A 22870-nucleotide genomic window follows, 5' to 3' on the forward strand; every position below is an offset into this window, starting at 1 on the left:
CCAGTTTACGCCCCCGCGAGAGCCGCTTCCACGGCCTTGAGATCGAAGCCCTTGAGACCGATCACGGTCAAGCGCCCGTCGCGCGGCTCGCTCGCGCCGAAAGGCCGGTCGAAATGATGCCCGACGCGGCGGCCGACGCCCTGCACGACGAGGCGCATTGGCTTGCCCGGCACGGCGGTGAAGCCCTTCAGCCGCAGCACGCCCTCGGCTTCGGCCGCCTTGGCAACGCGCGCCGTCAGCTCTTCCGGCGTGAGGCCGGCCGGCAACGGCAGGGCGACCGAGTCGAAATCGTCATGGTCGTGATCGTGCTCGCCCTCGCCATGATGCGAGGGGCGGGCGGCGAGGTCGCTTTCGGCGGCAGCGCCGAGGCCGACGATCAGCGCCGGCTCGACCTTGCCATGGGCCGTCTCGACGATCTTGATCGCCTTCGGCAGATGCTCGGCGATCTCGGCCTTGACCCGTGCGCGGCCGGCCTCGTCGACGAGGTCGCTCTTGTTGAGCAGGATCAGGTCGGCGCAGAGGATCTGGTCCTCGAACACCTCTTCCAGCGGATTGTCGTGATCGACCGACGCATCGGCCGCCTTCTGCGCGGCGAGCGCTTCCGGATCATCGGCAAACTGGCCCTCGGCCACAGCCGGGCCGTCGACCACGGCGATGACGCCGTCGACGGTGACGCGCGAGCGGATCACCGGCCAGTTGAAGGCGGTGACGAGCGGCTTCGGCAGGGCGAGCCCGGAGGTCTCGATCAGGATGTGCTCGGGCGGGTTGGGCCGGTTCAGCAGCTTCTCCAGCGCCGGCACGAAATCATCGGCGACGGTGCAGCAGATGCAGCCATTCGGCAGTTCGACCACGTCCTCGTCGCTGCAGCCGGCGATGCCGCAGCCCTTCAGGAATTCGCCATCGAAGCCGAGATCGCCGAATTCGTTGACGAGCACGGCGAGCTTCTTGCCCTGCGCATTCTCGAGGAGATGGCGCACGAGGGTCGTCTTACCGGCGCCGAGGAAGCCGGTGATGATGGTGCAGGGCGTCTTGCCCAGATTGGTAGTCTGCGGAGCGTTCATGATGTCATCCTTGCTGGCGCGCCGGCAAAGGCGGCACGCGTGCGACCACGCCCTTGCGGAAGGACTGCGGCCGCTCTTTCCAGGGAACGATGCCGTTGGCGCTGGCGGCATAGGCCTCCGCGGCGCCGACGATCTCGTCGAGATGGGTGTCGGTGTCGAGATCGCCGATCAGATAGGTCCATTTGCCATCGGCGCTGAGCGCGATGGTGCAGGGCCGCTTGCAGACGCAGAGGCACTCGACGGGCAGCACGGGGATCGTGCTGCCCTTGGCTTTAAGCTGTTCGGCGAGGCGCTCGGCCAGCGCCAGTCCCGGCTGGTCATAGCCTTCCGGGAGATCGGCGCGGGCACGGCGGCAGGCCGTGCAGACATGGATGGTGAGGTCGCCCTCGGACATTGGCTTGCTTTCAGGCTTCGACGGCCCGGCGGCTCGCCCGGGGCCAAAGCACGCCGACCATGAAGGCGGTGACGAGCCAGAGCGCGGCCTGGATGCCGAGCGAGAGCGACGCGAAATGCGCGGCGACCTCGGCCGGCACCTTGCTCTCCGGCGCGGCCGGATGCGGGGCGCCGACAACATGCGGCAGCAGGATCAGGACGATCGCCACAAGCTTGAGCCAGGGCTGTTCGAAGCGCAGGAACAGGAACAGCCCGATGGCGGTTGCAACGGCGGTCCAGAGCCACCAGAGCTGGCGCTGCTCCAGCGCGGCCGAGGCTGCCCCAGGCAGTTCCGGCGCGAGCCCCATCGCAGGCGCAAGCCCGAGCGCGAGGAAACCGCAGGCACCCCAGACGAGCGCGCTGCGCTGGTCGATCCTGTCGCCGGCCGCGATCATGCCGGCGAGCAGCAATCCCGCGAAGCCGATCGCGGTCGCGATCGTCACCGCGCTGGTGAAGAGTGTGCGCTGGAGGCCATCCTGCGGCTTCCATTCGGCATGGTCGTGGCCGGGCGCGTCGCCGGCCGGTCCATGCGCGAGGATGATCTTCGCCTCGCCGTCGAAAGCGGCCAGCGCCGGCGCCTTCAGCGCGAGTGCCGCCTCATAGGTCTCGGCCTTGAGGATGAGCGGGGTGGTGGTGACATGCTGCAGGGCGGCGACGATCAAGCCAGCCAGAAGCCCGGCCAGGATGCTGACCGTGAGAACACGCGTGACCATGATGACTTTCCCTCAGTGGCAGGGAAAGGCGAGGCCGTGGCGGGTGTCGTGCGCGGCGTTGTGCACGTTGGACGAGGCCGCGAAGCCGGTCGTGTAGATCAGCGCGACGCCGATCACGAGCGCGGCGGCGACCGCCTTGACGCGTTCCGAAACGCTGAGTGTGGGGGTGGAAACCGAAGCGGTGTTCATAAGCGTTCTCCGTGGCCGCCCCGCCGGCAGCCGGTTGGATCTCTGCGGGTCGACGGCAGGTCTCCTGGCTCGCGGACTTCGCGCCCCTTGCCGCCTTCCCGGAGCTTGCGCTCCAGTGGCCGATGGCGAAGGACATCCGCTTACAGTTGCGGGGGCAGCCGCGGTCTCGCACCGCGTTCCCTTTTCACCTCCTCGCGGAGGCACCGTCGGCGACGATCATTAGCCTTCGGCGTGTTGCTGTGCAATGCAGTGCGCGTCGCAAGGGCGTCATTCTCGGGCTTGACCCGAGAATCTCTTGCAGGGAGAGGCTCCGGGGCCTCCTTCGGATGGAGATGCTCGGGTCAAGCCCGAGCATGACGGCAGAGGATTTTTTGAATGGAGTTGCCCCAGCTCACCCTCGTCCTCGGCGGCGCCCGCTCCGGCAAGAGCCGCCATGCCGAAGCGCTGATCGAGGCCCTGCCGGCGCCCTGGACCTATATCGCAACCGCGCAGGCCTATGACGACGAGATGCGTGCGCGCATCGCCGAGCATCGCGCCCGCCGGCTGGCCGGCTGGCAGACGGTCGATGCCCCGCTCGAACTGGCGGAGGCGATTGCCGCGCAGCCCGCAGGCCGTCCGGTCCTGGTCGATTGCCTGACGCTCTGGCTGACCAATCTCATCCTTGCGGAGCGCGACACTGTCGCCGCCCGCGAGGCCCTGATCGCCGCTTGCAAGCGCGTATCCGCCCCGCTCGTGCTGGTCGGCAACGAAGTCGGGCTCGGCATCGTGCCGGAGAATGCGCTGGCTCGCCGTTTCCGCGACGAGGCCGGGCGGCTGCATCAGGCGCTTGCGGCGCGGGCGGCGAGCGTGGTCTTCATGGTCGCCGGATTGCCGATGCGAGTGAAATGATGACGACGGATCAGGAAGACGCCGCCCGCCACAAGGCGAAGATGGAGAAGCGCAAGGCGGTTCAGGACGCCGAAGTCGCCTCCAAGACGGTCGAAAAAGGCCTACTCATCGTCAATACTGGCCCCGGCAAGGGCAAGTCGACGGCGGCTTTCGGGCTGATCCTGCGGGCGCTCGGCCATGGCTGGCGCATCGGCGTGGTGCAGTTCATCAAGGGCGCCTGGTCGACCGGCGAGCGCAAGGCGCTCGAAGCCTTCGGCGATCAGGTGAGCTGGCACAGCATGGGCGAGGGCTTCACCTGGGAGACGCAGGACAAGGTGCGAGACATCGCCGCCGCCGAGCGCGCCTTCGCCAAGGCGCGGGAGCTGATGGACGATCCGGACATTCGTCTGCTGGTGCTGGACGAGCTCAACATCGCCTTGCGCTACGACTATCTGCCGCTCGCCGAGGTCGTGGCGACGCTGGCCGCGCGCCGGCCGGACCTTCACATCGTCGTCACCGGCCGCAACGCCAAGCCGGAGCTGATCGAGGCGGCCGACCTCGTCACCGAGATGACGCTGGTGAAGCACCATTTCGCTGCCGGCGTGAAGGCACAGCAGGGGATCGAGTTCTAACAGGCCCCTTGCCGGGTTCCGTTCGTTTGCCGCAGAACGAACGCGAGCGGCCCTCGCGCGTTCATGCCCTCGATCGTCATTTTCGGGGGGTGAGTAATGGCAACTTTTCTGTGGGGAGAGCTGGACCTGCTGCTCAGGCTGCTGGCCGGGATGGCCGCCGGCATCGTCGTCGGCTGGGAGCGGACCAACAAGCAGCGCGCGGCCGGGATTCGTACCTTCGGGCTGGTCGGGCTGGGTACAGCCGCCGCTGCCACGATCTTCAGCGAGCCACATGAGGCCGACGCCGCCAGCCGCGTCGTCCAAGGGCTGCTTACCGGAATCGGTTTCCTCGGCGCCGGCGTCATCGTACTGCGCCGGGGCCATTCGACGCCGACGGGCCTGACAACGGCCGCAGCGATATGGGTTACCGCTGCGCTCGGTTGCGCCGCCGGGCTCGGCGATCATGCCATCGTGGCGTCGGCCACGCTGCTCGCGCTCGTCCTGCTCGCCATCGATCATTCCGTCGAACGCTGGGCCGGTCGCGGTCGGGCGGCGGATTCTGGCAACGCGCCACCTTCCTGAGTGGTCGAGGGGCCGCGGGGCGAGGGGTGCAGGGGGGGCGCCTGAGCGGTCCGTAGGCGATCTCGCCCCCGGCCTGCCGTGTTCCAACCCGGTCATTCCCGTTCCAGCCCTTGACGGCGGCCAGCCATCTCGTCAAATTGAATCCGAATTCAAATTCAATTTTGAGACCACCCATGGCCGGCATCGCACCGAAACAACCGCGCAAGGCTGGCAAGCGCGAGGCCATCCTCGCCGCCGCGCGCGGCATCGTCTCGGAGGTCGGCTTCCAGGAAACCTCGATCGCCGCGGTGGCCTCGGCCAGCGGTGTCTCGACCGGCAGCGTCTATTCCTATTTCGCCTCCAAGGCCGAGCTGATGGCCGAGATCGTCGCCGCCGTATCCTCGCGCGAGCTTGCCGTGCTGCGTGATATCGCCGCGAGCGACGCCCCCGTGGCCGAGCGACTGGCTGCTGCGGTGGAGGCCTTCGCCCGCCGCGCCTTCGCCAATCGCCGCCTTGCCTGGTCGATGATTGCCGAGCCTGCCGATCCGGCCGTCGATGCGACGCGGCTGGATTATCGTCGTGAGATCGCCGGCATTTTTCGCGCGCTTGTCGTCGAAGGTGAAGGGCAGGGCGCCTTTCGGCCCGTCGATCCCGATGCCGCCGCTGCCATGATCGTCGGCGGCTTCATGGAGGCTCTGATCGGCCCGCTCTCGCCGGACCGCCCGATCACTTCCGAGCGCGGCCGCGAGATCGCCGCCGCCCTTGCCGATCTCTCCCTCGCCGCGCTGATTTCCCGAGAAGGACAGGCCGCATGACCACGCTCGACGCTTACGGCTACGACACTCACGAAGTGCTGAACCAGGCGCCGGCACTGGCGGATTACGACGCTTTCGCCGCGGACCCTGCGCTCGGCAGTATTCTCGACACTTTCGGCGCCGGCTGGTTCCGCGAGCAGGCGAGCGTGGTCGGCGGCCATGTCGGGTCGCAAGCGGTGCAGGACCTCGCGCGGCAGGCCAATCGCACCCTGCCGGAACTGCGCACGCATGACCGCTGGGGCCGGCGCGTCGATCAGATCGAATTCCACCCCGCCTGGCACGAACTGATGGGGCTAGCCATGCGCGACGAGTTCCATTCGCTGTGCTGGACCAAGCCGCAGCCCGGTGCGCAAGTGGCGCGCGCGGCTGTGTCCTATCTCTGGAACCAGGGCGAGAACGGCATCTGCTGCCCGCTCGGCATGACCTATTCCGCGATCCCGGTCCTGCAGCGCGATCCTGCGCGCTGGGCCGAGTTTGGCCGGCTGATCACCTCCACTGATTACGACGGCCGCCCCTTGCCGGCTGCGCAGAAGCGCGGCGGCACGGTCGGCATGGCGATGACCGAGAAGCAGGGCGGCTCGGATCTGCGCCAGACCCAGACGGCGGCGACGCGCAATGCCGACGGCACCTATGCGCTCACCGGCCATAAGTGGTTCTTCTCCGTCCCGCATTCCGACGTGTTCCTGACGCTGGCGCGCACGGAGGAGGGCGTCTCCTGCTTCGTCGTGCCGGGCTGGTTGCCGGATGGTTCGCGCAACCGGCTGCAGATCCAGAGGCTCAAGGACAAGTGCGGCAACAAGTCGAACGCGTCGTCCGAGGTCGAATTCCGCGGCGTGATCGCCCACCTGATCGGGGAGCCCGGCCACGGCATCCGCGCCGGGCTTGAGATGAACCACTACACGCGGCTCGATTTCGCCGTCGGCTCGGCCGGATTGATGCGCCATGCGGTGGCGCAAGCCGCGCATCATACCGCCCATCGCCGCGCCTTCCAGAAGGCGCTGATCGACCAGCCGATCATGGCGAATGTGATCGCCGACCTCGCTTTGGAGGCCGAAGCCGCCGCCTGGCTCGCCTTCCGCTTCGTCCATGCGCTCGACAGCGAGGGCGAGAGCGAGGCCGAGAAGCTGATCGGCCGCATCGGCGCGCCGATCGCCAAATACTGGAACTGCAAGCGTGCCACCCCGGTCGCGGTCGAGGCGCTCGAGTGTCATGGCGGCAACGGCTTCATCGAGGATCACCTGATGGCGCGGCTCTACCGCGAGGCGCCGCTCAACGGCATCTGGGAGGGCACGGGCAATGTCGTCTGCCTCGACGTGCTCCGTTCGATCCGCCGCTATCCCGATTGCGTGCCGGCCCTGCTCGACGAGTTGCATGCCGCGCGCGGCAACGATCCCCGTTACGACGCCTTCCTCGCCGAGTTGGAAATCGATCTCGTCGATGTGCTCAAGCACGAGCATCTGGCGCGGCGCTTTGTCGAACGCATGGCGCTGGGCCTGTCGGCCTCGCTGCTCATCCGCCACGCGCCGCATGCGGTTGCGGATGCCTACGTCGCTTCGCGATTAGCCGGCGGCTGGTCGGGCCATTTCGGCTCGCTGCCGCAGGGGACGGATTTGCAGGCGATCGCACGACGGGCCGTGCCGGTGCCGAACTGAGGCTCTAGAGCAGCGTCACGGCCGCGAACAGCCCCGCTAGCGCCCAGAGCAGGCCGCAGGAGCGCTTGTAGAGCGCGAGCGCCCGCCTGATATCGGTCGCGTTGGCCTCGGCCCGGCCATCGCCCATCCAATGGTCGTCGACGCGGGTCTCGCCATAGACGCGCGGCCCGGCGAGGCGCAGGCCGAGCGCCCCGGCCATCGCGGCCTCGGGCCAGCCGGCGTTGGGCGAGCCGTGCTTGCCGGCATCGCGCCGCACGGCCCGCCAGGCGCCGCCGGCATCCGCCTGCCGGTCGAGCGCCGCCGAGACCACCAGCAGCAGCGCGGTCAACCGCGATGCCGGCAGGTTGACGAGATCGTCGAGCCGCGCCGCGGCCCAGCCGAAGGCGAGATAGCGTGGCGTGCGGTGGCCGATCATCGAGTCGGTGGTGTTGATCGCCTTGTAGGCAGCGATGCCCGGCAAACCGCCAACACCCAGCCAAAAGGCTGGCGCGGTGATGCCGTCCGAGAAATTTTCGGCGAGGCTCTCGATGGCTGCACGCGACACGCCGGCTTCATCGAGCGTCTGCGGGTTACGGCCGACGATCATCGAGACGGCGCGCCGCCCGCCATCGAGCCCATCCCGCTCCAGCCCCCCGGCGACGCGGGCGACATGCTCGTAAAGGCTGCGCTGCGCGATCAGGGTCGAGGCGATGAGTGCAAGCGGGATCAGGCCGAGTGGCCCGAAGGAGAGGCACAGGTTCTGGATCAGCGCCGACAGCGCGATGATGACGGCGAGCAGCAGCAGGAGCGCCAGCACGCCCATCGCCTTGCGCGTCGCGAAGGAGGCTGTCTCCCGGTTCAGCCCCCGATCAAGCCAGCCGATCAGCCTCCCGATCCAGGTGACGGGATGGCCGATTGCGGCATAGAAGCGCTGGGGATAGCCGAACGCCGCCTCGATCGTAAGCGCGAGCAGGAGCAGCGGCAGGCTGGCGGAGAGATTCATGCAGGGCGCGGGGCAGGGTCGTGGCTGAGGACGGTATCTGGCATGGCGGCGATCTCGCCACGGCCCGCGCGCTCTTTCCGGAGGCACCGCAGCCCTGGGTCGATCTCTCCACCGGGATCAATCCGATCCCCTATCCGCTTCCGGCGCTGCCGTTAAGTCTCTGGACGCGCCTGCCGGGCGCGGATGGCGAGGCGGCGCTCCTTGCGGCGGCCCGTATTGCATACCGCGTCCCGGCGCACGCCGGCATCGTCGCGGCGCCAGGCACGCAGATCCTGATCGAATTGCTGCCACGGCTGGCACCCGCCGGCCCCGTCGCGATTCTCGGCCCGACCTATGCCGAACATGGTCATGCCTGGCGCAAGGCGGGCTTTTCGGTCACTGAGACGGCCGCGTCTCCCGAAGACGCGGCGACGAGCGTCGTGGTCAACCCCAACAACCCCGACGGGCGCGCGCTGCCCCGCGACGAGCTGGCCCGGCTCGCCGCTCATTGCGCCGCCTGCGGCGGCCTGCTCGTCGTCGACGAGGCCTTTGCCGATTTCACGCCCGAAACCAGCATCATCCCTGACATTCCGACAAGCACGATCGTGCTGCGCTCCTTCGGCAAGACCTATGGTCTCGCCGGACTCCGGCTCGGCTTCGCCATCGGCGCTCCCGACTTGATCGCGCGCCTGAAGGCGGCGCTCGGTCCCTGGTCGGTCGCCGGCCCGGCGCTCCATGTCGGCGCACTTGCGTTGTCCGATGCCGATTGGCTCGCCGGGGCCGGCCGGGAACGGGCGCAGGATGCCGCGCGTCTCGATGCCTTGCTGGCGCTGCATGGACGCATCATCGGAGGAACCACCCTGTTCCGCCTCCTCGAAACGCCGAAAGCGGCGGCACTCTTCGCCCGCCTCGGCGGTCACGGCATCTATGTCCGCCGCTTCCAGCACGCGCCGGATCGCCTGCGTTTCGGCCTGCCGGGCGACGAGACCGCATGGTCGCGCCTGCATGCTGCGCTGGCCGTCGATACCCCCTGAGCATCGCGATTAGCGTGAAGCTTGCATGCGGCGGATGCGGGGACAGGAGCCGGCGGGCCGGCTAACGTCGACTGCATAAGGAATCGGGGAGAGACAACGCATGGCAGTCCTGCCGCCGGAAGGCGAACTGACGATCGGCTTCGCCCATGCCGCCTATCAGCTTCGGGACGAGTTCCTCACGCGCGGTCGTGCCGCGGCGAGTTTCGAGGTCAACAGCCTTGACGACCTGCGCGAGCGGGCGCCGGAAGCCGACGTGCTCGTCGTCTCCGGCCTGTGGCGCAACGACCTGCTGCCGCGATTGCCGAAGCTGCGTTTCATCCAGTCGATCAGCGCCGGCACCGACCAGTTCGACAAGCCGGCGATCGGCGCCGCCGGCATCCGCCTCGCCAGCGCCCAGGGTAGCAATGAGCGGGCGGTCGCCGAGCATGCGATGTCGCTGATCCTGGCGCTGACCCGTCAGATCCATTTCGCCCGGGACAACCAGGCGAAGCAGTTCTGGCGCCCGATGATCGGCGACAGGGCGCTGCGCGAGGATGAGCTCGGCGGCAAGACGCTGGTCATCGTCGGGCTCGGCCGCATCGGCCTGCGGCTGGCAAAATTGGCGGCGGCCTTCGACATGCGCGTCATCGGCGTGCGCCGCAGCCCGGAGCCGCAGCCCCATGTTGAGGCCGTCATCCATCCGGACAAGCTCGCAGAGACTGTGGCCGGCGCCGATTTCGTCGCCCTGACCTGCCCGCTGACGCCCGAGACGGAGGGGCTGATCGATGCCCGCATCCTCGGCGCGATGAAGCCGAGCGCTTTCCTGATCAATGTCGCGCGCGGTCGCGTCGTCGACGAGATGGCCTTGCTCGATGCGCTCGGCAACAGCGGCATCGCCGGGGCCGGGCTCGACTGTTTCCATGAGGAGCCGCTGCCGGCGATCTCGCCCTTCTGGCGCATGCCGCAGGTCATCGTCACCCCGCACAGCGCCGGCGAGACGCGGGCCTATGAAGGCAATGTGGTGGATATCCTCCTCGACAATCTGGGTCGCCTCGAACGCGGCGAAGCGAACCTGCGCAACCAGATCGTCTGAGCGGAACGGGTCGCTGCCATGACTTCGCCGAGAGTCTTCCGGCCGGGCGGCCCCTCGCTGATCCCGGCGCTCGGCATCACCCAGGTCTTCGGCTACGGCACGCTGTTCTATGCCTTCACCGTGCTGGCGCCGCGCATGACCGTCGATTTCGGCTGGGCGCCGGAATGGACCTTCGGCGGTTTCGCGATCGGCCTTTTGCTGGGCGGCGCCGTCGCCCCCGTCACCGGCAGCCTGATCGACCGCTACGGCACGCGGCTGGTGATGACGATCGGCTCCGCGCTGGCGGGCCTCTCGCTCTTCGCGCTGGCGGAAGCGCGGGGCATCGTCAGCTACACGCTCGCGATGGTCGCCTTGCAGGCGGTGACCACTGCCGTGTTCTACGACGCCGCCTTCGCCGCGCTGACGCAGGCGCGCGGCAGCCAGGCGCGCCGCGCCATCAGCCAGCTCACCCTGATCGGCGGCTTCGCTTCGACCCTGTTCTGGCCGCTGACCTCGAGCCTGCTCGGGATGTTCGACTGGCGCGGCGTCTACCGGCTCTATGGCCTCTCGCAGGTCCTGGTCTGCCTGCCCCTGCACCTGTTTTTCCTGCCCGGGCGGGTGAAGCGGCCGGTCGTCGCGCAGGCCGTGGATGCGGCCACGCCGGCCCCGCAGGAGTCGGAGCTGGCTTACCTCCATGGCGATGCGCGCCGCCGCGCCTTCCTGCTGCTGGCGCTGGCCTTCTCGCTGCAGGGCTTCGTCGTCTCGGCCATGGCGGTGCATATGCTGGCGCTGTTGCAGGGCTTCGGGCTCAGCGCGGCTGTCGCGGTCGGCATCGGTGCAATGCTCGGGCCGTCGCAGGTCGCAGGTCGCCTTGTCGAGATGCTGTTCGGCCGCGCCGTTTCGCCGGTCACCACGGCCTGGGTCTCGGGCTGTCTGATGCCGCTCGGCCTTGCCCTACTCCTGGTCGGCGGGGCGCTCCCGGTTGTCGCCGGGCTCTTCGCCATCGCCTTCGGCATCAGCATGGGGCTGAGCTCGATCGTGCGCGGCACTGTCCCGCTCCAGCTCTTCGGTCCGGTCGGCTTCGGCGCGACCATGGGCAAGCTCTCGGCGCCGGGCCTCGTCATCAAGGCGGCGGCGCCGCTCGTCTTCGCCGTCTCGCTGGAGCGCGGCGGCGTCATGCTCTCGACGCTGCTGCTGATCGCCTTCTCGGCGTTCGCCGCCGGTGCGCTTTTCCTGCTGGCGCGCAGCCGCTCGACCTGAGTTTCAAGCCCGCATCGTCCGCCACCAGTTGCGCGCGGCATCGCGCGTCCGCATTGCCAGCGCATAGGCGGCGGTGGCCCGGACTCGGCCGAGCACATTGTCGCGCACGCGTACTACCTGTCCCATGATCCAGGCGAACCAGCGATAGCGCAGCAGTTTCTCGCGGCCGGCATGGTAGATGCGCTCGACGAAGACGAAGCTCATCAGATGCGCGAACGCCGTCACGACGAGCCCGGCCCAGAACTGCCCGCGCGCGAACAGCAACAGGCCGAAGAGCTTCAGCGGCTCGGCAATTGCGAAGGGGACCGCCAGCGCCAGCAGGACGAGCGGCGGCGGCAGCGTGGCGACGCTGTCCTCGAGCCGGCGCATAACGCGCAATTCCGCGAGCCGGCGCAGCAGCGGCCGGTAGAGCGGCCGCAGGAGCTCGTCGAGGACGACGAAAACGGTGATGACGGCGCGCAGGATCGCGAGCAAGCCGCGGACGAGCGGGCCGCGCTCCGGTGCTGATGGGGGCGGAAGATCGTCGGTCATCGCAACCGATTCATAGGCCGGGATTTGCGGCAATTCCATGCTGCCCGGCGCGACAACCTTTACCGGCGTGCGTCTTCCTTGAGCATCGCCACGCCCTTCTCGGCGATCATCATCGTCGGATTGGCGGTGTTGCCGGAGGTGATCGTCGGCATCACCGAGGCGTCGATGACGCGCAGGCCCTCGACGCCGCGCACCCTGAGCCGCCCGTCCAGAACCGCTCCCGGGTCGTCGTCGCTCCCCATCCGCACTGTTCCGACCGGGTGGAAGATCGTCGTGCCGAGCTTGGCGGCGGCCTCCAGCAGGGCTTCGTCCGACTGGGCCGCTTCGCCGGGCATGTATTCCTCCGGACGGAAGCGGGCGAGCGGTGCCTGCGCCACGATCCGGCGCGTCAGCTTCATCGCATCGACCGCGACCTGCCGATCCTCCTCGGTGTCGAAATAGTTCGGCGAGATCACCGGAGCATCACGCGGATCGGCCGAGCGCAGATGCACGCTGCCGCGGCTGGTCGGCCTGAGATTGCAGACGCTGGCCGTGAAGGCGTCGAACGGGTGGAGCCCTGAGCCCCAGCTATCGAGCGAGAGCGGCTGGAAATGATATTGCAGGTTCGCCGTCGCGTATTGCGGTGAGGATTTGGCGAAGGCACCGACCTGCGATGGGGCCATGGTGAGCGGGCCGGTGCGCAAGGCCGCCCATTCCAGCGCCATCAGCGGCCGGCGCCAGAGCCGGGCATAGTCGCTGTTCAGCGTCTTGACGCCGGCGACCTTGTAGACCGGCCGGATCTGGAGATGGTCCTGCAGGTTCTCGCCGACGCCGGGTGCATCGACCAGCGTCTCGATGCCGAGGTTCTGCAATCGCGCGCCGCCGCCGATGCCGGAACGTTCGAGCAGGAGCGGTGAGGCGACGGCACCGGCGCAGAGCACGATCTCGCCGCTGACCTCGACCCGGAGCTTCTCCTCGCTCGGCGTGCCCAGCCCGTGGGTGAATTCGACCGCCTTCGCCCTGCCGCCCTCGAAGACGATGCACTCGACATGGACGCGGGTCTCGAGCCGGAGATTATGGCGCTCCTTCTGCTCGAGCAGCGGCTTCAGGAAGGCGCGATAGGCGCTGAGCCGCCGTCCGCGCCGCTGGTTCACCTGGAAATAGGAGGAGCCTTCATTGTCGCCGGTGTTGAAATCCGGGATCTTGGCGATGCCGGCGGCTTCGGCCGCGTCGCGGATGGCATCGAGGATCGCCCAGCGCACGCGCGGATGTTCGACGCGCCATTCCCCGCCGGCCCTGTGCAGTCCGCCGGGCGGCGGCGCGATATGGTCCTCATGCGCAAGGAAATAGGGCAGCACGTCGTCCCAGCCCCAGCCGGAAAGGCCGCGCTGGCGCCAGCCGTCGTAATCGGCGGCCTGGCCGCGCATATAGACCATGGCGTTGATCGCCGAGGAGCCGCCGACCACCTTGCCGCGCGGATAGGCCAGCGCCCGCCCGCCGAGACCGGCCTGCGGCTCGGTCTGGAACAGCCAGTCGGCGCGGGGATTGCCGATCGCGAAGAGATAGCCGACCGGGATGTGGAACCAGATCCAGTCGTCCAGGCCGCCGGCTTCGAGCACCAGGGTCTTGCTCTCCGGGTCGGCTGCCAACCGGTTGGCGACGACGCAGCCGGCGGAACCCGCCCCGATCACGACATAGTCGAAGCTGCCGATCAGGCGGCGGTCGGTGGAGGCGGTATCAGGCATGGCGTTCCCGGGGACACGGCTGCGAACCTGCCGGGCTTGTCGGCAGTGAACGAGCAATCTGGCATAGGTCGCAATGCTGTGTCAGCGCGTGGCTCTGCACATCCGGACCGCCGCTTTGTGGCTTGCCTCGGCTTGGGAGCCAACTGAACTTCCCGCCCCGATATCGCGGCGGACCCAAGATACTTGTCATGGCCATGAGAATATGGCGGAAGGGGATCGCTAGCCGTCGCATGCATCCTTTTCACGAGGAACAGCAATGGGGACTCGGCATCGAAGCTCCTGCTACCCCGAGAACGAGCGCTATGGATCAGATTTTGCCGGATGAGACCGCGAAAAAGCTGCTGCAGCGCGTGCGGGACCGCAGCTTTCGGGTTGGGGTCATCGGCCTGGGGTATGTCGGCGTGCCGCTCGCGTTGGCGGCCCTCCGTTCGGGGTTCGAGGTGCTCGGTTTCGATATCAACTCCGCCCGCGTGTCTGAGCTCAACGCGGGCAGAACCGGGATCAGGCATATTCAGGCCGACGATCTCGCCGCAGCCGCGAGCACGGGGCGTTTTCTCGCCACGGACGACTTTTCGCGACTCGGCGAGCCGGATGGCCTGATCATTTGCGTGCCGACACCACTCACGCGTCATCGCGAGCCGGATCTGAGCTTCATCGTCCGGACCGCGGAAGCCATCGCGGCACGTCTGCGACCGGCGCAGTTCATTGCGCTGGAGTCCACCACTTACCCGGGCACGACCGAGGAAGTCCTCAAGCCGATCCTTGAAAAAACGGGCTTGAAGAGCGGGACGGATTTCTTCCTGGCCTTCTCGCCCGAGCGGGAAGATCCTGGCAATCCGCACTTTGCAACCGTCTCGATACCCAAGGTCGTCGGCGGTGACGGTCCCGAGGCACTGGCGATAGCGCAGGCCCTGTATGGCGAACTCGTCGTTCGGACCGTACCGGTCTCGTCGACCTCGGTGGCCGAAGCCGTGAAGCTCACGGAGAACATCTTTCGCTCGGTCAATATCGCGCTCGTGAACGAGCTGAAGTCGATCTATGGGGCTATGGGCATCGATGTTTGGGAGGTTATCGACGCCGCCAAGACCAAACCATTCGGCTTCATGCCGTTCTATCCCGGCCCAGGGTTGGGCGGGCACTGCATTCCGATCGACCCTTTCTATCTGTCCTGGAAGGTCCGGGAATACGGGATCACGGCGCGCTTCATTGAGCTGGCAGGCGAAATCAACACGGGGATGCCGCATCTGGTGGTCGAACGGCTCGCGCAGGGGCTGGATCAGCACTTTGCACGCGGGTTGAACGGAGCGCGGATTCTCGTCATCGGCGCCGCCTACAAGAAGAATGTCGACGACATGCGTGAAAGCCCGTCATTGCGCCTGATCGAACTGATCGAGCAGCGCGGTGCCTCCGCATCCTATCACGATCCCCATGTCCCGATCATTCCGCAGACCAGGGAGCATGGCGGCCTTGCCGGGCGCCGATCCCTTGATCTCGCCCCCGGCACCATCGCCGGTTTCGATGCCGTTCTCATCGCCACCGACCACGACGCTATCGATTATAAGACGCTCGTCGCGGAAGCCCGTCTTGTCATCGATACACGCAACGCTTGCGAGCGGAACGGCGCCTTCGCAGCCAACGTGATCAAGGCCTGACGGAGTTTGCCGCGAGGAGGCGGACATGGCCGGCCCCGGCGGGTGCCTGGGGGCGGAAGCGCGTGTGGAAGCGCCTGCCCTGGAGGTATCGGCGCCGAGGCGGAAGGCTCTTGAAGGTGGGGGAAGATCATGCGCCTTCGCCGGTCAGCATGGCGCGGACCCAAACGCCTTGACGTCGGCTCTTCCCGCCGTTGACCGTATCGTTGGGCGGATGCTAAGCGCTCGCCGCGTCGCCGGGTTAAAGCTTCTTAAGCCCTACAGGATCTAGTACGCAGTATAATGAAGCGCTTAGCGATTGTCACAACTGCTGCGCCGCCTTCTGCCAGTGGTCAGGCGCGGGTGCTGGGCGCGCTTCTGGCGCAAGAGCGCGGCGAGTCGAGGCATCTTTTTCTATCCGATCAACTGCAGGCACTCGACCCGAGCGAATCTGGATTTGGCGTTTACGTCGCCTTGTCACCACCGAGATTTCAGATCATCCGGACCCTCGGAAATCAGCATATCCAGCGGCTCAATAACTTCGTCGGGCTGGTACGGGACGTTTGGACGCGCGCGGGCGAAATTGTCGCCGCCGTTAGGACGCATCCGGTGGAGATGATCGTTGGATGCAGCGGCAATCCCTTCGATCTGCCGGCCGCCGCCATCGCCGCAAGGCGTTTGAAGCTTCCCTTTGTCGCCTATCTGTTCGATGACCCGGTCTATCAATGGGAGGAGGGCCTCTATCGCAGCCTGGCGCGGTTCTGGGAAAAGCGATGGGCGGTGCGCGCGGCGAAGGTCATCGTTCCGAATGAGGTGCTGGCCGACGATGTGCGTGCCCGCGTCCCTGGCGCCTCCATTGCCGTTGTCCGCAACCCTGTCGATCTGAAGCAGATCGAACTGAGGGAGGTGGGTTCGGATGGTGTCGCGCAGGTGGCCGCCGCCCCGAGCGCGCAGGCTCCCTGGACGGTGCTGTACACCGGCTCGGTCTACAGCGCGCAGGCGAGCGCGTTCCGGAATTTGGTCGCTGCGCTGGAGCGGACCGGGGGGCGCTTCCATCTTCATGTCCACACGGCGCAAAGCGAGGCGCAGGTCCGCGACAACGGTCTTGTCGGCCCCTTCGTTCGCCGTTTCGACCACCTGCCGCAGGCGCAGGCGCTGCTGCGCCAGCGAGAGGCGGATATCTTGTTCTTACCCCTTGCTTTCGAATCGCCCATCCCTGAAGTTGTAAATTCCTCGGCTCCCGCCAAGGTTGCGGAATATCTCGCTTCGGGACGACCTGTCGTCGTACATGCGCCGCGAGGATCCTTCGTATCGTCGTTTTTCACGGCGCGCCGGGCGGGGCTGGTCATCGATCGACCGGATGTCGAGGCGCTCGCGCAGGCCCTGTCCCGGTTGAGCGAGGATGCGACGTTGCGGGCCGATCTCGTCGCCAATGCGAAGGCCGCGGCCAAGGAGTTCGGGGTCGATCGCGCCCGTGCGGCCTTCTCGGCCGCACTCGACGAAATCGCGTAGGATGAAGCTTGTGTCGAACGGAAGACGACCCCGCATCCTGTTCGTGGCGATGCATCATTCCGTGCACGCGGCGCGCTGGATCGAGGCGTTGATCGATGCGGGCTTCGACTTGCATTTGTATCCGGTCGACCCTGCGCCTCCACACGCTTACATCCGCGGCCTGACGTTCCACGTGCCGACGCCGCCATCGCCTGTCGTGCCTGCACCGCCGGTTTCGAACAGCCGGCGGGCGGCACGCTTTCTTCGGCATGCGCTCAGGGATCCGTCGGGCGCGATCCGGCTGCTGCGGGAAAAGCTCGCTCGCCCTGCGGCGCCACAGCCACTGGAGACATTGCCGCGGGCTGGCAGCCCTGTTCGCGTTCGTCCGGTTCCGTTCGGTGGTGACGATCCGCAGGCGCGGGTGCGGCTCGGCCGTCCCGACGAAAGCGAGGAAACCATCATGGCGCTGCATGGCCCGCAGATGCTGGCCGAAGTGATCGCCGACGTGCAGCCGGACCTGATCCACTCCCTGGAATTCCAGCATAATGCCTATCTTGTGCTGGCAGCGCGCGATCTCATGCTCGCGGAAAATCCATCGCGTGGCTTCCCGCGCTGGCTTGCGACGAACTGGGGCAGCGACATCTATTATTTCGGCCGCGACGAAGCGCATGCGCGTCAAATCCGGCGAGTATGCGAGGCGGTCGACCTCTATTCCTGCGAATGTCACCGCGATCTCGCGCTCGGGCGCGATTTTGGCTATCGAGGCCCCGAACTGCCAGTTCTGGCCAATTCCGGCGGCATCGATGTCGATGCCGCCCAGCGCCTACGCGCCCAGACCCCGCCATCGCAGCGCAAGCTCATCATGGTGAAGGGCTACGATCATTTCGCCGGCCGTGCCATGGTCTCCCTGGCGGTGCTCGAGCGTTTCGCTGACCGCCTGAAAGACTATGAGATCGTCATGTTTTCGGTTGGTGCCCGCCCCCGAGCCCGCGCACTCGAATTGAAGGCTGCTGGTGTCCTCGACATCCGCATCATCGACATCGCCACCCATGACGAGATTCTGGAATGCTTCGGGCGCGCCCGCGCTTATTTGGCCGTCAGCATCTCCGACGGCATCTCGACATCGGTGCTCGAGGCGATGCTGATGGGCGCATTTCCAGTGCAGACCAATACCTCCTGCTGCGAGGAGTGGTTCGTGCAGGGTGAAACCGGCTTCTCCGTCTCCCCGGACGATTTCGAAGAGATCTGCGCGCAGTTCGAACGCGCGCTGACGGATGACGGCCTTGTCGACGAGGCGGCGGTGCGCAATCTCGAGATCATCCGGTCCCGCCTCGATCAGTCGGTGATGACACCAGCCATCCGGGACTTCTATCGTCAAGCGCTCGGCGCGCCGCCCCGTGGCGATGGGAGTGAACCCCGCTGAAAGTTCTCCAGATCAACGCAAGCGATGTCGTCGGCAGTCGCTTCAACAATTTCGACCTTCGCCATCTGCTTGCTGCGGAGGGCATTGAGTCCACGCATCTGGTGTGGAGCAAGCTGAGCGACAGCCCGGATTCGCAGCTCTTCTTCAAGGTCCCTGGAGCGCGTCTGGCCAACCGGGTGATCAATCGGATTGAATCGAGGCTTTCGATCCATTCGCGCCTGCAATGGCAGGCTTACGCGCTGGCACTGTCGAAAGCCTATCGCGAAGCTGACCTGGTCCATTTCCATATCGTCCATGACGGCTATTTCAGCCTGGATGCATTGCCTTGGCTGACGCGCGGCAAGCCGAGCGTGTGGACCTGGCACGACCCTTGGCCCATGACGGGCCATTGCATCTATTCGCTGGAATGTGAGCGGTGGCGCGAAGGATGCGGGCAGTGTCCGTCGCTCGATCTGCCCTTCCCGATGCGCAAGGACCGTACGGCGGAACAATTCGCCTGGAAGAAGCGCATTGTCGCCAGAAGCCGCGCGCAGATCGTGGTCGCCTCCCGCTACATGCGTGACATGGCTGCGCAGTCTCCCATCGCCGCAGGGCAAAACATTCAAGTCATTCCCTTCGGGATCGATCTGGCCCGTTTCCGTCCGGTCGATCCGCAGCCGGCGCGGTCCCGTCTGGGCATCCTGCCGGGTCGGCTGGTCCTCGGTGTGCGCGCCTTTGCGGACAGCCCGTTCAAAGGGTTCGAATATGTCGTCGAAGCCCTGCGTCAACTCCCCGACACCGGCATCCCTCTGACCATTCTGACGACCCACGGGAAGGGGTATCTCAACGAGTTCATCGGGCGTCACCAGATCATCGATCTCGGCTGGGTCAATGACGGTGCAGTGGTGATGGACACGTTCGCTGCGACAGATATTTTCCTGATGCCCTCGACGGCCGAAGCTTTCGGCATGATGGCGATCGAGGCCCTCGCCTTCGCCAAGCCGGTCATTGTCTTCGAGGGCACTTCGCTGCCCGAGATTGCCGGGGCGCCGGACGTTGCAGTCGCCACCCCGATGCGTGATGCGGCTGCTTTGGCTGCCGCGATCGAACGCCTCGTCCGGTCGCCGGACGAGCGCGAGCGGCGCGGCGCCGCGGGCCGGCGCTGGGCCGAGGCGCATTACAGCGACGTCGATTTCGCGCGCAGGATGTCCACTCTCTATCGAAAGGTGGTGCAGGGATGACGCGCGAGGCTCCGAGGAGGCGCATCCTTCTGCTGACCGACATTCCCCCTTGCAGCAATCTGACTGCGGGGATCGTGACGGCGCAGATGTGCCGTTTCCTGCCGCAGGACGAGCTTGCGATCTTCTGCGTCATGAATCCGCATCTTCAGCCGAAGCTCTACGACGATCTCGCGGGCATCGAGATGAAGACGGTCCGCAAGCCCGCCGAACTGCAGCGCCGGGTCCTGCGCGGCATCAGGGTGGGGAGAGCCGGTGCCGCGGCGATCGAGGCGATGAAGCGCATAGCCCTGCCTCGCCGCCTCATCCGCCAGGCGATAGACTATGGCCGGGCGGTCGGCGCGACTGATCTGTGGGCGATTCTGCAGGGGCAGACGATGGTCCGCATCGCCGCGCCCGTGGCGCGCGGGCTCGGCGTGCCGCTGCGCGTTCACGTCTGGGACCCGCTGCGCTGGTGGCTCGATGCCCACGGGGTCGATCCTGTCAATCGTCGGCTCGATCTCGCGCTGTTTGATCGCACCTTGCGCCAGGCGTCGAGCTGCGCCGCGGCGTCCGACCCGATGGCGCGGCATTATGAGGAAACCTACGGCGTGTCCTCGACAGCGGTCATCGCCTCGATCGACCCGGCACTCGCGCAAGCGCCGCCGCCGAAGCTTGTCAGCGACGACAGCGTCGTTATCGGGATGGTCGGCCAGTTCTACGCCAGCGAGGAATGGGAGAAGCTGGTGACGGCCCTCAATCTCGCCAAATGGCGGGTGGGAAACCGCAAGATCGTTCTGATGACCTTCGGCCATGAGCGGCCGCCGACCGGCGTTCCAGATGGACATCTCACCTTCATGGGCTGGATGGATCAACCGGACGTGATACGCGCGATAGCTGACCGCTGCGACATCTCCTATTGCCCTTATCCGTTCGCACAGAAGATGGCGGAGGTCTCGCGTCTCAGCTTCCCCTCCAAGGTGCCGACCTACCTGGCGGCGGGCCGGCCCATTCTGTTTCACGGCCCGTCCTACTCCGCGCCTTATGCCTATCTGGAGGCGAGGGGGGCAGCCTACCTCTGCCGCGATTCCGAGCCGGCCGCGGTCTATAACGGGCTTTCCCATCTGGTCGAGGATCGCGCGCTCTACGAGGCGACGGCTCTGGCCGCGCGGCAGGCTTTCCTCGCCGATTTCACGCTGCCGCAGATGGAGCGCGCGGTGCTCCGGTTCCTCGGTTATGGCTCCGCCGAGCCATCCTGAGATACCCGTTCTTGCTGTGGCTCAGCCAGCCGCCAAGCGTTTGAAGGCCGGCGTATCGAGCTTGTCCATGTTGCTGGCGATCGAATTCGTGATCGACCACAAAATCCCGGTGCCGACCGGCCGGTCCGGATCCGGCTCTCCGTCGGTGAGATGGATCATCGACGGCGGCAGGAACCCGTACCTGACAGAGGGAAACATCAGGTGAGCCATCGCCAGAGCGGCTTGATCGAGATGCCAGATCAGCCGACCTGGGTGTGAAAACGCGTTGGCAATGTCCTGCTCGAGGCGACTGCAGAACCAGTCGCCTCCCTTGGTCGGCATGATCAGAAGCGCCGTGGCCGAAACCAGAGAGAAAATGTTGTGGGCCTGCCCGTCGAAGCGGATCAGAGCCACGTCCTTGCCCTCTCCCGCATGCAGGATCGGCTCGATCCCTGACATCACAAGCTGGTCTATGTCGCAAACGAGAAGCGGCTTCCGTACAACTGCCCGCAGGTCCTTGAGCAGCAAATACCGAGCGCTCGCGTAATACGTTTTCTGCTGCTCGGGAGACAGCCCGGACAGATCAGTCGTTTCCGTCGATACGGAGATACGCTCCGCTTCCTGGAGCGTTCGAGCGAGTTCGTTGACTTCGGGCGTCGGGTTGATGATGTGGGCGTGAAGGTGGATATTCCCGCCGCCGTTCATGCGGATCGACCGCGCGACGGCGGTAGCATACCGACAAAAGTAAACGCTATCGCTGGCGATCACGTAGACGGCCTGCGCCTGCGGTGAAATCGGAATTTCGCCGATGTCCGCGACGCGCGATCGAGCCGGAGCGGGATCGCTGTATTCGTCGAGATAGAGCGCGTTCGTATAGGTGCGGCTCCCTGTCCCCGTCATCACAGGCAGATCAAGCCGGAACATCTCCAGAGCTCCGGCAATATTGCCGCGGACCGCGCGCACGCTGCCGAGGGCATAGGCAGCGTGCGTCGAGGACGGAAACAACTTGAGCGCCTGCTTCAAATGCTCATCGGCTTCCGCGAGGCGGCCGGCCCGCGCGCGGATCACCCCGGCATTGAACAGAATATCAAAATCCGGCTTGTCTCGCAGTCTGCGGAAGGTCTTCGTTATTGCGGCATCCGCCGCCGGAAGATCTCCTGCCTCCAAGCGGGAAATCGCCTCCTGAAAGCATTGCTTGGCCGAAGCCCTGCCGAGGTACTTCTCACAGACATAGGCTAAAGCCTGTCTCAACATGCCAGCCGCCTCAATCAGGCGGGAACCCGCCACCAGACTGCCGCCCCGTCCACGGGCTCCATCGGAGCCTCGATACCGCGCTCTTTACGGAAATCATGAATGGCCCGTGCGCAGGGCTCAAGCACATAATCGTCCACGATGACGAAGCCGCCCGGCGATACCTTGTGATAGAGCGCGTGAAGCGCATCCATCGTGCTCTCGTACATGTCGCCGTCGAGCCGCAGCACCGCCAGCCGGTCGATCGGAGCGGTCGGAAGCGTATCCTTGAACCAACCTTCGAGAAACACCACCGTCTCGTCCAAGAGGCCGTAGCGTCGGAAATTGTCCTCGACATCGCGGCGCGAGATCGCAAGCTCCTTCACGGTGTGATGCTCGTCGCCCTTGTCCTCGGGATACTTGTCGGCATCAGGCGGCGGCAGCCCCTTGAAGCTGTCAGCCACGAAGACGCGGCGTTGCGTCTCGCCCTGCGCCATGAAGATGCCCTTGGCATAGATGCAGGCCCCGCCGCGCCAGACGCCGGTTTCGATAAAGTCGCCGGGAACGCCTTCTTCCAATGCCCGCGTCGTCAGCATCCGCAGGTTGCGCATGCGCGCGGTCCCGATCATCGTGACCGCCTGTTTGGGCCAATCGCGACCGATGGCGCGCAACGACGCGTCAAAAGTGCCCTCCGTCCAAGGCGCTTGCGAGCCATCTTCGGTCAGCAGGCCTGTCAGCGACGCTTCGAGCAGATCGAGATAAAGATTTGCGGCGCGCCCATTGCCGACATCTGCGGTTTGGCCGCGGAACTGGCTGCCCAAGCGGGAAATTGCCTCTTCAGCCCGCGCACCGACCCCCAAGACGTTGGCCGTGAGATTGTTCAGCTTTCCACTCGTCGCCGCATGATGGGTGTTCAGATGCTGCAGAATGTCGTTGAAATGGTCTCCGACCACATCTCGAAAAACGTCGCGTTCCGCCTCGTGCGCATGAGCAAGGGCCAGAGCTGCGTCGCGCTCCTCGATCAATCGGGATGCTTGAGCGCGCGCTTGTTCCAGCAGCTCCAAGGCGCCTGCCTTCTCGGCCAAAGCGCTTGCCCTTTCGGCCAACGCGCTTGTCCGTTCAGAATCGAGTTTGGCGATACTTTGATAATACCGCCGAAGGCCGGGAGAGCGGCGCAAAATTTCTGTTTTGATTGACAACTG

General features: G+C 66.2%; 22 protein-coding genes and 1 riboswitch. Of the genes, 13 read left to right on the forward strand and 9 right to left on the reverse strand.

Going from position 1 to position 22870, the window contains the following annotated elements; genetic code table 11:
- Window positions 1-5: 5 nt before the first annotated feature.
- From cobW to ACWIEX_RS01485, 4 genes are read right to left on the reverse strand one after another with little or no spacing between them, the layout of a single operon-like run.
- A complete protein-coding gene (cobW, locus tag ACWIEX_RS01470; protein ID WP_454031382.1) occupies window positions 6-1061 on the reverse strand; it encodes a cobalamin biosynthesis protein CobW in 1056 nt (351 codons plus the stop codon).
- A 4-nt stretch (window positions 1062-1065) separates the two neighbouring features.
- A complete protein-coding gene (locus ACWIEX_RS01475) occupies window positions 1066-1455 on the reverse strand; it encodes a DUF1636 family protein (protein WP_047580210.1) in 390 nt (129 codons plus the stop codon).
- A 10-nt stretch (window positions 1456-1465) separates the two neighbouring features.
- Window positions 1466-2206, reverse strand: a complete 741-nt coding sequence (locus ACWIEX_RS01480) for a CbtA family protein (RefSeq protein WP_454031383.1) — start codon at window positions 2204-2206, stop codon at window positions 1466-1468.
- A gap of 12 nt (window positions 2207-2218) precedes the next feature.
- A complete protein-coding gene (locus ACWIEX_RS01485; RefSeq protein ID WP_454031384.1) occupies window positions 2219-2395 on the reverse strand; it encodes a CbtB domain-containing protein in 177 nt (58 codons plus the stop codon).
- Between the two features lie 37 nt (window positions 2396-2432).
- A riboswitch (cobalamin riboswitch) is annotated at window positions 2433-2617 on the reverse strand.
- Window positions 2618-2770: 153 nt separating this feature from the next.
- Here ACWIEX_RS01485 and cobU point away from each other — a divergent pair.
- From cobU to ACWIEX_RS01510, 5 genes are all read left to right on the forward strand, one after another.
- A complete protein-coding gene (gene cobU, locus ACWIEX_RS01490; protein WP_454031385.1) occupies window positions 2771-3283 on the forward strand; it encodes a bifunctional adenosylcobinamide kinase/adenosylcobinamide-phosphate guanylyltransferase in 513 nt (170 codons plus the stop codon).
- Window positions 3283-3894, forward strand: coding sequence for a cob(I)yrinic acid a,c-diamide adenosyltransferase (gene cobO / locus ACWIEX_RS01495; RefSeq protein WP_454031386.1), 612 nt, complete (start codon window positions 3283-3285; stop codon window positions 3892-3894). Before cobU ends, cobO begins: the two co-directional genes overlap by 1 nt.
- A gap of 96 nt (window positions 3895-3990) precedes the next feature.
- Window positions 3991-4455 carry an MgtC/SapB family protein gene (locus tag ACWIEX_RS01500; protein ID WP_454031387.1) on the forward strand — a complete coding sequence of 155 codons (465 nt, stop codon included), beginning with the start codon at window positions 3991-3993 and terminating at the stop codon, window positions 4453-4455.
- 173 nt (window positions 4456-4628) lie between these two features.
- On the forward strand, window positions 4629-5249 hold the full coding sequence (locus ACWIEX_RS01505) for a TetR/AcrR family transcriptional regulator (protein ID WP_454031388.1): 621 nt from the start codon (window positions 4629-4631) through the stop codon (window positions 5247-5249).
- Complete coding sequence (locus ACWIEX_RS01510; protein ID WP_454031389.1) at window positions 5246-6901, forward strand: acyl-CoA dehydrogenase family protein; 1656 nt, start codon at window positions 5246-5248, stop codon at window positions 6899-6901. Before ACWIEX_RS01505 ends, ACWIEX_RS01510 begins: the two co-directional genes overlap by 4 nt.
- Before the next feature lie 4 nt (window positions 6902-6905).
- Here ACWIEX_RS01510 and cbiB read toward each other — a convergent pair whose 3' ends face one another.
- A complete protein-coding gene (gene cbiB / locus ACWIEX_RS01515) occupies window positions 6906-7883 on the reverse strand; it encodes an adenosylcobinamide-phosphate synthase CbiB (protein ID WP_454031390.1) in 978 nt (325 codons plus the stop codon).
- A gap of 20 nt (window positions 7884-7903) precedes the next feature.
- Here cbiB and cobD point away from each other — a divergent pair, with 20 nt between their 5' ends.
- The 3 genes from cobD (at window position 7904) to ACWIEX_RS01530 (ending at window position 11207) form a co-directional block, all read left to right on the forward strand.
- Complete coding sequence (gene cobD, locus ACWIEX_RS01520; protein WP_454031391.1) at window positions 7904-8896, forward strand: threonine-phosphate decarboxylase CobD; 993 nt, start codon at window positions 7904-7906, stop codon at window positions 8894-8896.
- Window positions 8897-8996: 100 nt separating this feature from the next.
- The gene (locus tag ACWIEX_RS01525) at window positions 8997-9968 is read left to right on the forward strand and encodes a D-2-hydroxyacid dehydrogenase (RefSeq protein WP_454031392.1); all 972 of its coding nucleotides are present in this window, start codon (window positions 8997-8999) and stop codon (window positions 9966-9968) included.
- Window positions 9969-9986: 18 nt separating this feature from the next.
- Complete coding sequence (locus tag ACWIEX_RS01530; RefSeq protein ID WP_454031393.1) at window positions 9987-11207, forward strand: MFS transporter; 1221 nt, start codon at window positions 9987-9989, stop codon at window positions 11205-11207.
- Between the two features lie 3 nt (window positions 11208-11210).
- Here ACWIEX_RS01530 and ACWIEX_RS01535 read toward each other — a convergent pair whose 3' ends face one another.
- The gene (locus tag ACWIEX_RS01535) at window positions 11211-11738 is read right to left on the reverse strand and encodes a hypothetical protein (RefSeq protein WP_454031394.1); all 528 of its coding nucleotides are present in this window, start codon (window positions 11736-11738) and stop codon (window positions 11211-11213) included.
- Between the two features lie 59 nt (window positions 11739-11797).
- Window positions 11798-13462 carry a GMC family oxidoreductase gene (locus ACWIEX_RS01540; RefSeq protein ID WP_454031395.1) on the reverse strand — a complete coding sequence of 555 codons (1665 nt, stop codon included), beginning with the start codon at window positions 13460-13462 and terminating at the stop codon, window positions 11798-11800.
- 302 nt (window positions 13463-13764) lie between these two features.
- Here ACWIEX_RS01540 and ACWIEX_RS01545 point away from each other — a divergent pair, with 302 nt between their 5' ends.
- The 5 genes from ACWIEX_RS01545 (at window position 13765) to ACWIEX_RS01565 (ending at window position 20459) form a co-directional block, all read left to right on the forward strand.
- A complete protein-coding gene (locus tag ACWIEX_RS01545; RefSeq protein ID WP_454031396.1) occupies window positions 13765-15114 on the forward strand; it encodes a nucleotide sugar dehydrogenase in 1350 nt (449 codons plus the stop codon).
- 279 nt (window positions 15115-15393) lie between these two features.
- Window positions 15394-16602: a glycosyltransferase gene (locus ACWIEX_RS01550; protein ID WP_454031397.1), complete on the forward strand. Its 1209-nt coding sequence runs from the start codon at window positions 15394-15396 to the stop codon at window positions 16600-16602.
- Window position 16603: 1 nt separating this feature from the next.
- Complete coding sequence (locus ACWIEX_RS01555; RefSeq protein ID WP_454031398.1) at window positions 16604-18004, forward strand: glycosyltransferase family 4 protein; 1401 nt, start codon at window positions 16604-16606, stop codon at window positions 18002-18004.
- An 11-nt stretch (window positions 18005-18015) separates the two neighbouring features.
- Window positions 18016-19224: a glycosyltransferase gene (locus tag ACWIEX_RS01560; protein ID WP_454033437.1), complete on the forward strand. Its 1209-nt coding sequence runs from the start codon at window positions 18016-18018 to the stop codon at window positions 19222-19224.
- Between the two features lie 86 nt (window positions 19225-19310).
- Window positions 19311-20459 (forward strand): glycosyltransferase family protein, encoded by a 1149-nt coding sequence (locus tag ACWIEX_RS01565; protein ID WP_454031399.1) that lies wholly within the window; start codon window positions 19311-19313, stop codon window positions 20457-20459.
- A 21-nt stretch (window positions 20460-20480) separates the two neighbouring features.
- On the opposite strand, the gene ACWIEX_RS01570 is transcribed toward ACWIEX_RS01565, so the two are convergent.
- Window positions 20481-21725 carry a tetratricopeptide repeat protein gene (locus tag ACWIEX_RS01570; protein WP_454031400.1) on the reverse strand — a complete coding sequence of 415 codons (1245 nt, stop codon included), beginning with the start codon at window positions 21723-21725 and terminating at the stop codon, window positions 20481-20483.
- Window positions 21707-22867: a TylF/MycF family methyltransferase gene (locus ACWIEX_RS01575; protein ID WP_454031401.1), complete on the reverse strand. Its 1161-nt coding sequence runs from the start codon at window positions 22865-22867 to the stop codon at window positions 21707-21709. The genes ACWIEX_RS01570 and ACWIEX_RS01575 overlap by 19 nt, the downstream gene beginning before the upstream one ends.
- Window positions 22868-22870 lie beyond the last annotated feature (3 nt).

This window comes from Allobosea sp. NPDC055353 (genome assembly GCF_053644975.1).

What these genes read in the sequence shown, in the direction of transcription:
- cobW (WP_454031382.1), bottom strand. Translation starts at nt 1,061, where the DNA reads ATGAACGCTCCGCAGACTACCAATCTGGGCAAGACGCCCTGCACCATC.
- ACWIEX_RS01475 (WP_047580210.1), bottom strand. Translation starts at nt 1,455, where the DNA reads ATGTCCGAGGGCGACCTCACCATCCATGTCTGCACGGCCTGCCGCCGT.
- ACWIEX_RS01480 (WP_454031383.1), bottom strand. Translation starts at nt 2,206, where the DNA reads ATGGTCACGCGTGTTCTCACGGTCAGCATCCTGGCCGGGCTTCTGGCT.
- ACWIEX_RS01485 (WP_454031384.1), bottom strand. Translation starts at nt 2,395, where the DNA reads ATGAACACCGCTTCGGTTTCCACCCCCACACTCAGCGTTTCGGAACGC.
- cobU (WP_454031385.1), top strand. Translation starts at nt 2,771, where the DNA reads ATGGAGTTGCCCCAGCTCACCCTCGTCCTCGGCGGCGCCCGCTCCGGC.
- cobO (WP_454031386.1), top strand. Translation starts at nt 3,283, where the DNA reads ATGACGACGGATCAGGAAGACGCCGCCCGCCACAAGGCGAAGATGGAG.
- ACWIEX_RS01500 (WP_454031387.1), top strand. Translation starts at nt 3,991, where the DNA reads ATGGCAACTTTTCTGTGGGGAGAGCTGGACCTGCTGCTCAGGCTGCTG.
- ACWIEX_RS01505 (WP_454031388.1), top strand. Translation starts at nt 4,629, where the DNA reads ATGGCCGGCATCGCACCGAAACAACCGCGCAAGGCTGGCAAGCGCGAG.
- ACWIEX_RS01510 (WP_454031389.1), top strand. Translation starts at nt 5,246, where the DNA reads ATGACCACGCTCGACGCTTACGGCTACGACACTCACGAAGTGCTGAAC.
- cbiB (WP_454031390.1), bottom strand. Translation starts at nt 7,883, where the DNA reads ATGAATCTCTCCGCCAGCCTGCCGCTGCTCCTGCTCGCGCTTACGATC.
- ACWIEX_RS01525 (WP_454031392.1), top strand. Translation starts at nt 8,997, where the DNA reads ATGGCAGTCCTGCCGCCGGAAGGCGAACTGACGATCGGCTTCGCCCAT.
- ACWIEX_RS01530 (WP_454031393.1), top strand. Translation starts at nt 9,987, where the DNA reads ATGACTTCGCCGAGAGTCTTCCGGCCGGGCGGCCCCTCGCTGATCCCG.
- ACWIEX_RS01535 (WP_454031394.1), bottom strand. Translation starts at nt 11,738, where the DNA reads ATGACCGACGATCTTCCGCCCCCATCAGCACCGGAGCGCGGCCCGCTC.
- ACWIEX_RS01540 (WP_454031395.1), bottom strand. Translation starts at nt 13,462, where the DNA reads ATGCCTGATACCGCCTCCACCGACCGCCGCCTGATCGGCAGCTTCGAC.
- ACWIEX_RS01545 (WP_454031396.1), top strand. Translation starts at nt 13,765, where the DNA reads ATGGATCAGATTTTGCCGGATGAGACCGCGAAAAAGCTGCTGCAGCGC.
- ACWIEX_RS01550 (WP_454031397.1), top strand. Translation starts at nt 15,394, where the DNA reads ATGAAGCGCTTAGCGATTGTCACAACTGCTGCGCCGCCTTCTGCCAGT.
- ACWIEX_RS01555 (WP_454031398.1), top strand. Translation starts at nt 16,604, where the DNA reads ATGAAGCTTGTGTCGAACGGAAGACGACCCCGCATCCTGTTCGTGGCG.
- ACWIEX_RS01565 (WP_454031399.1), top strand. Translation starts at nt 19,311, where the DNA reads ATGTGCCGTTTCCTGCCGCAGGACGAGCTTGCGATCTTCTGCGTCATG.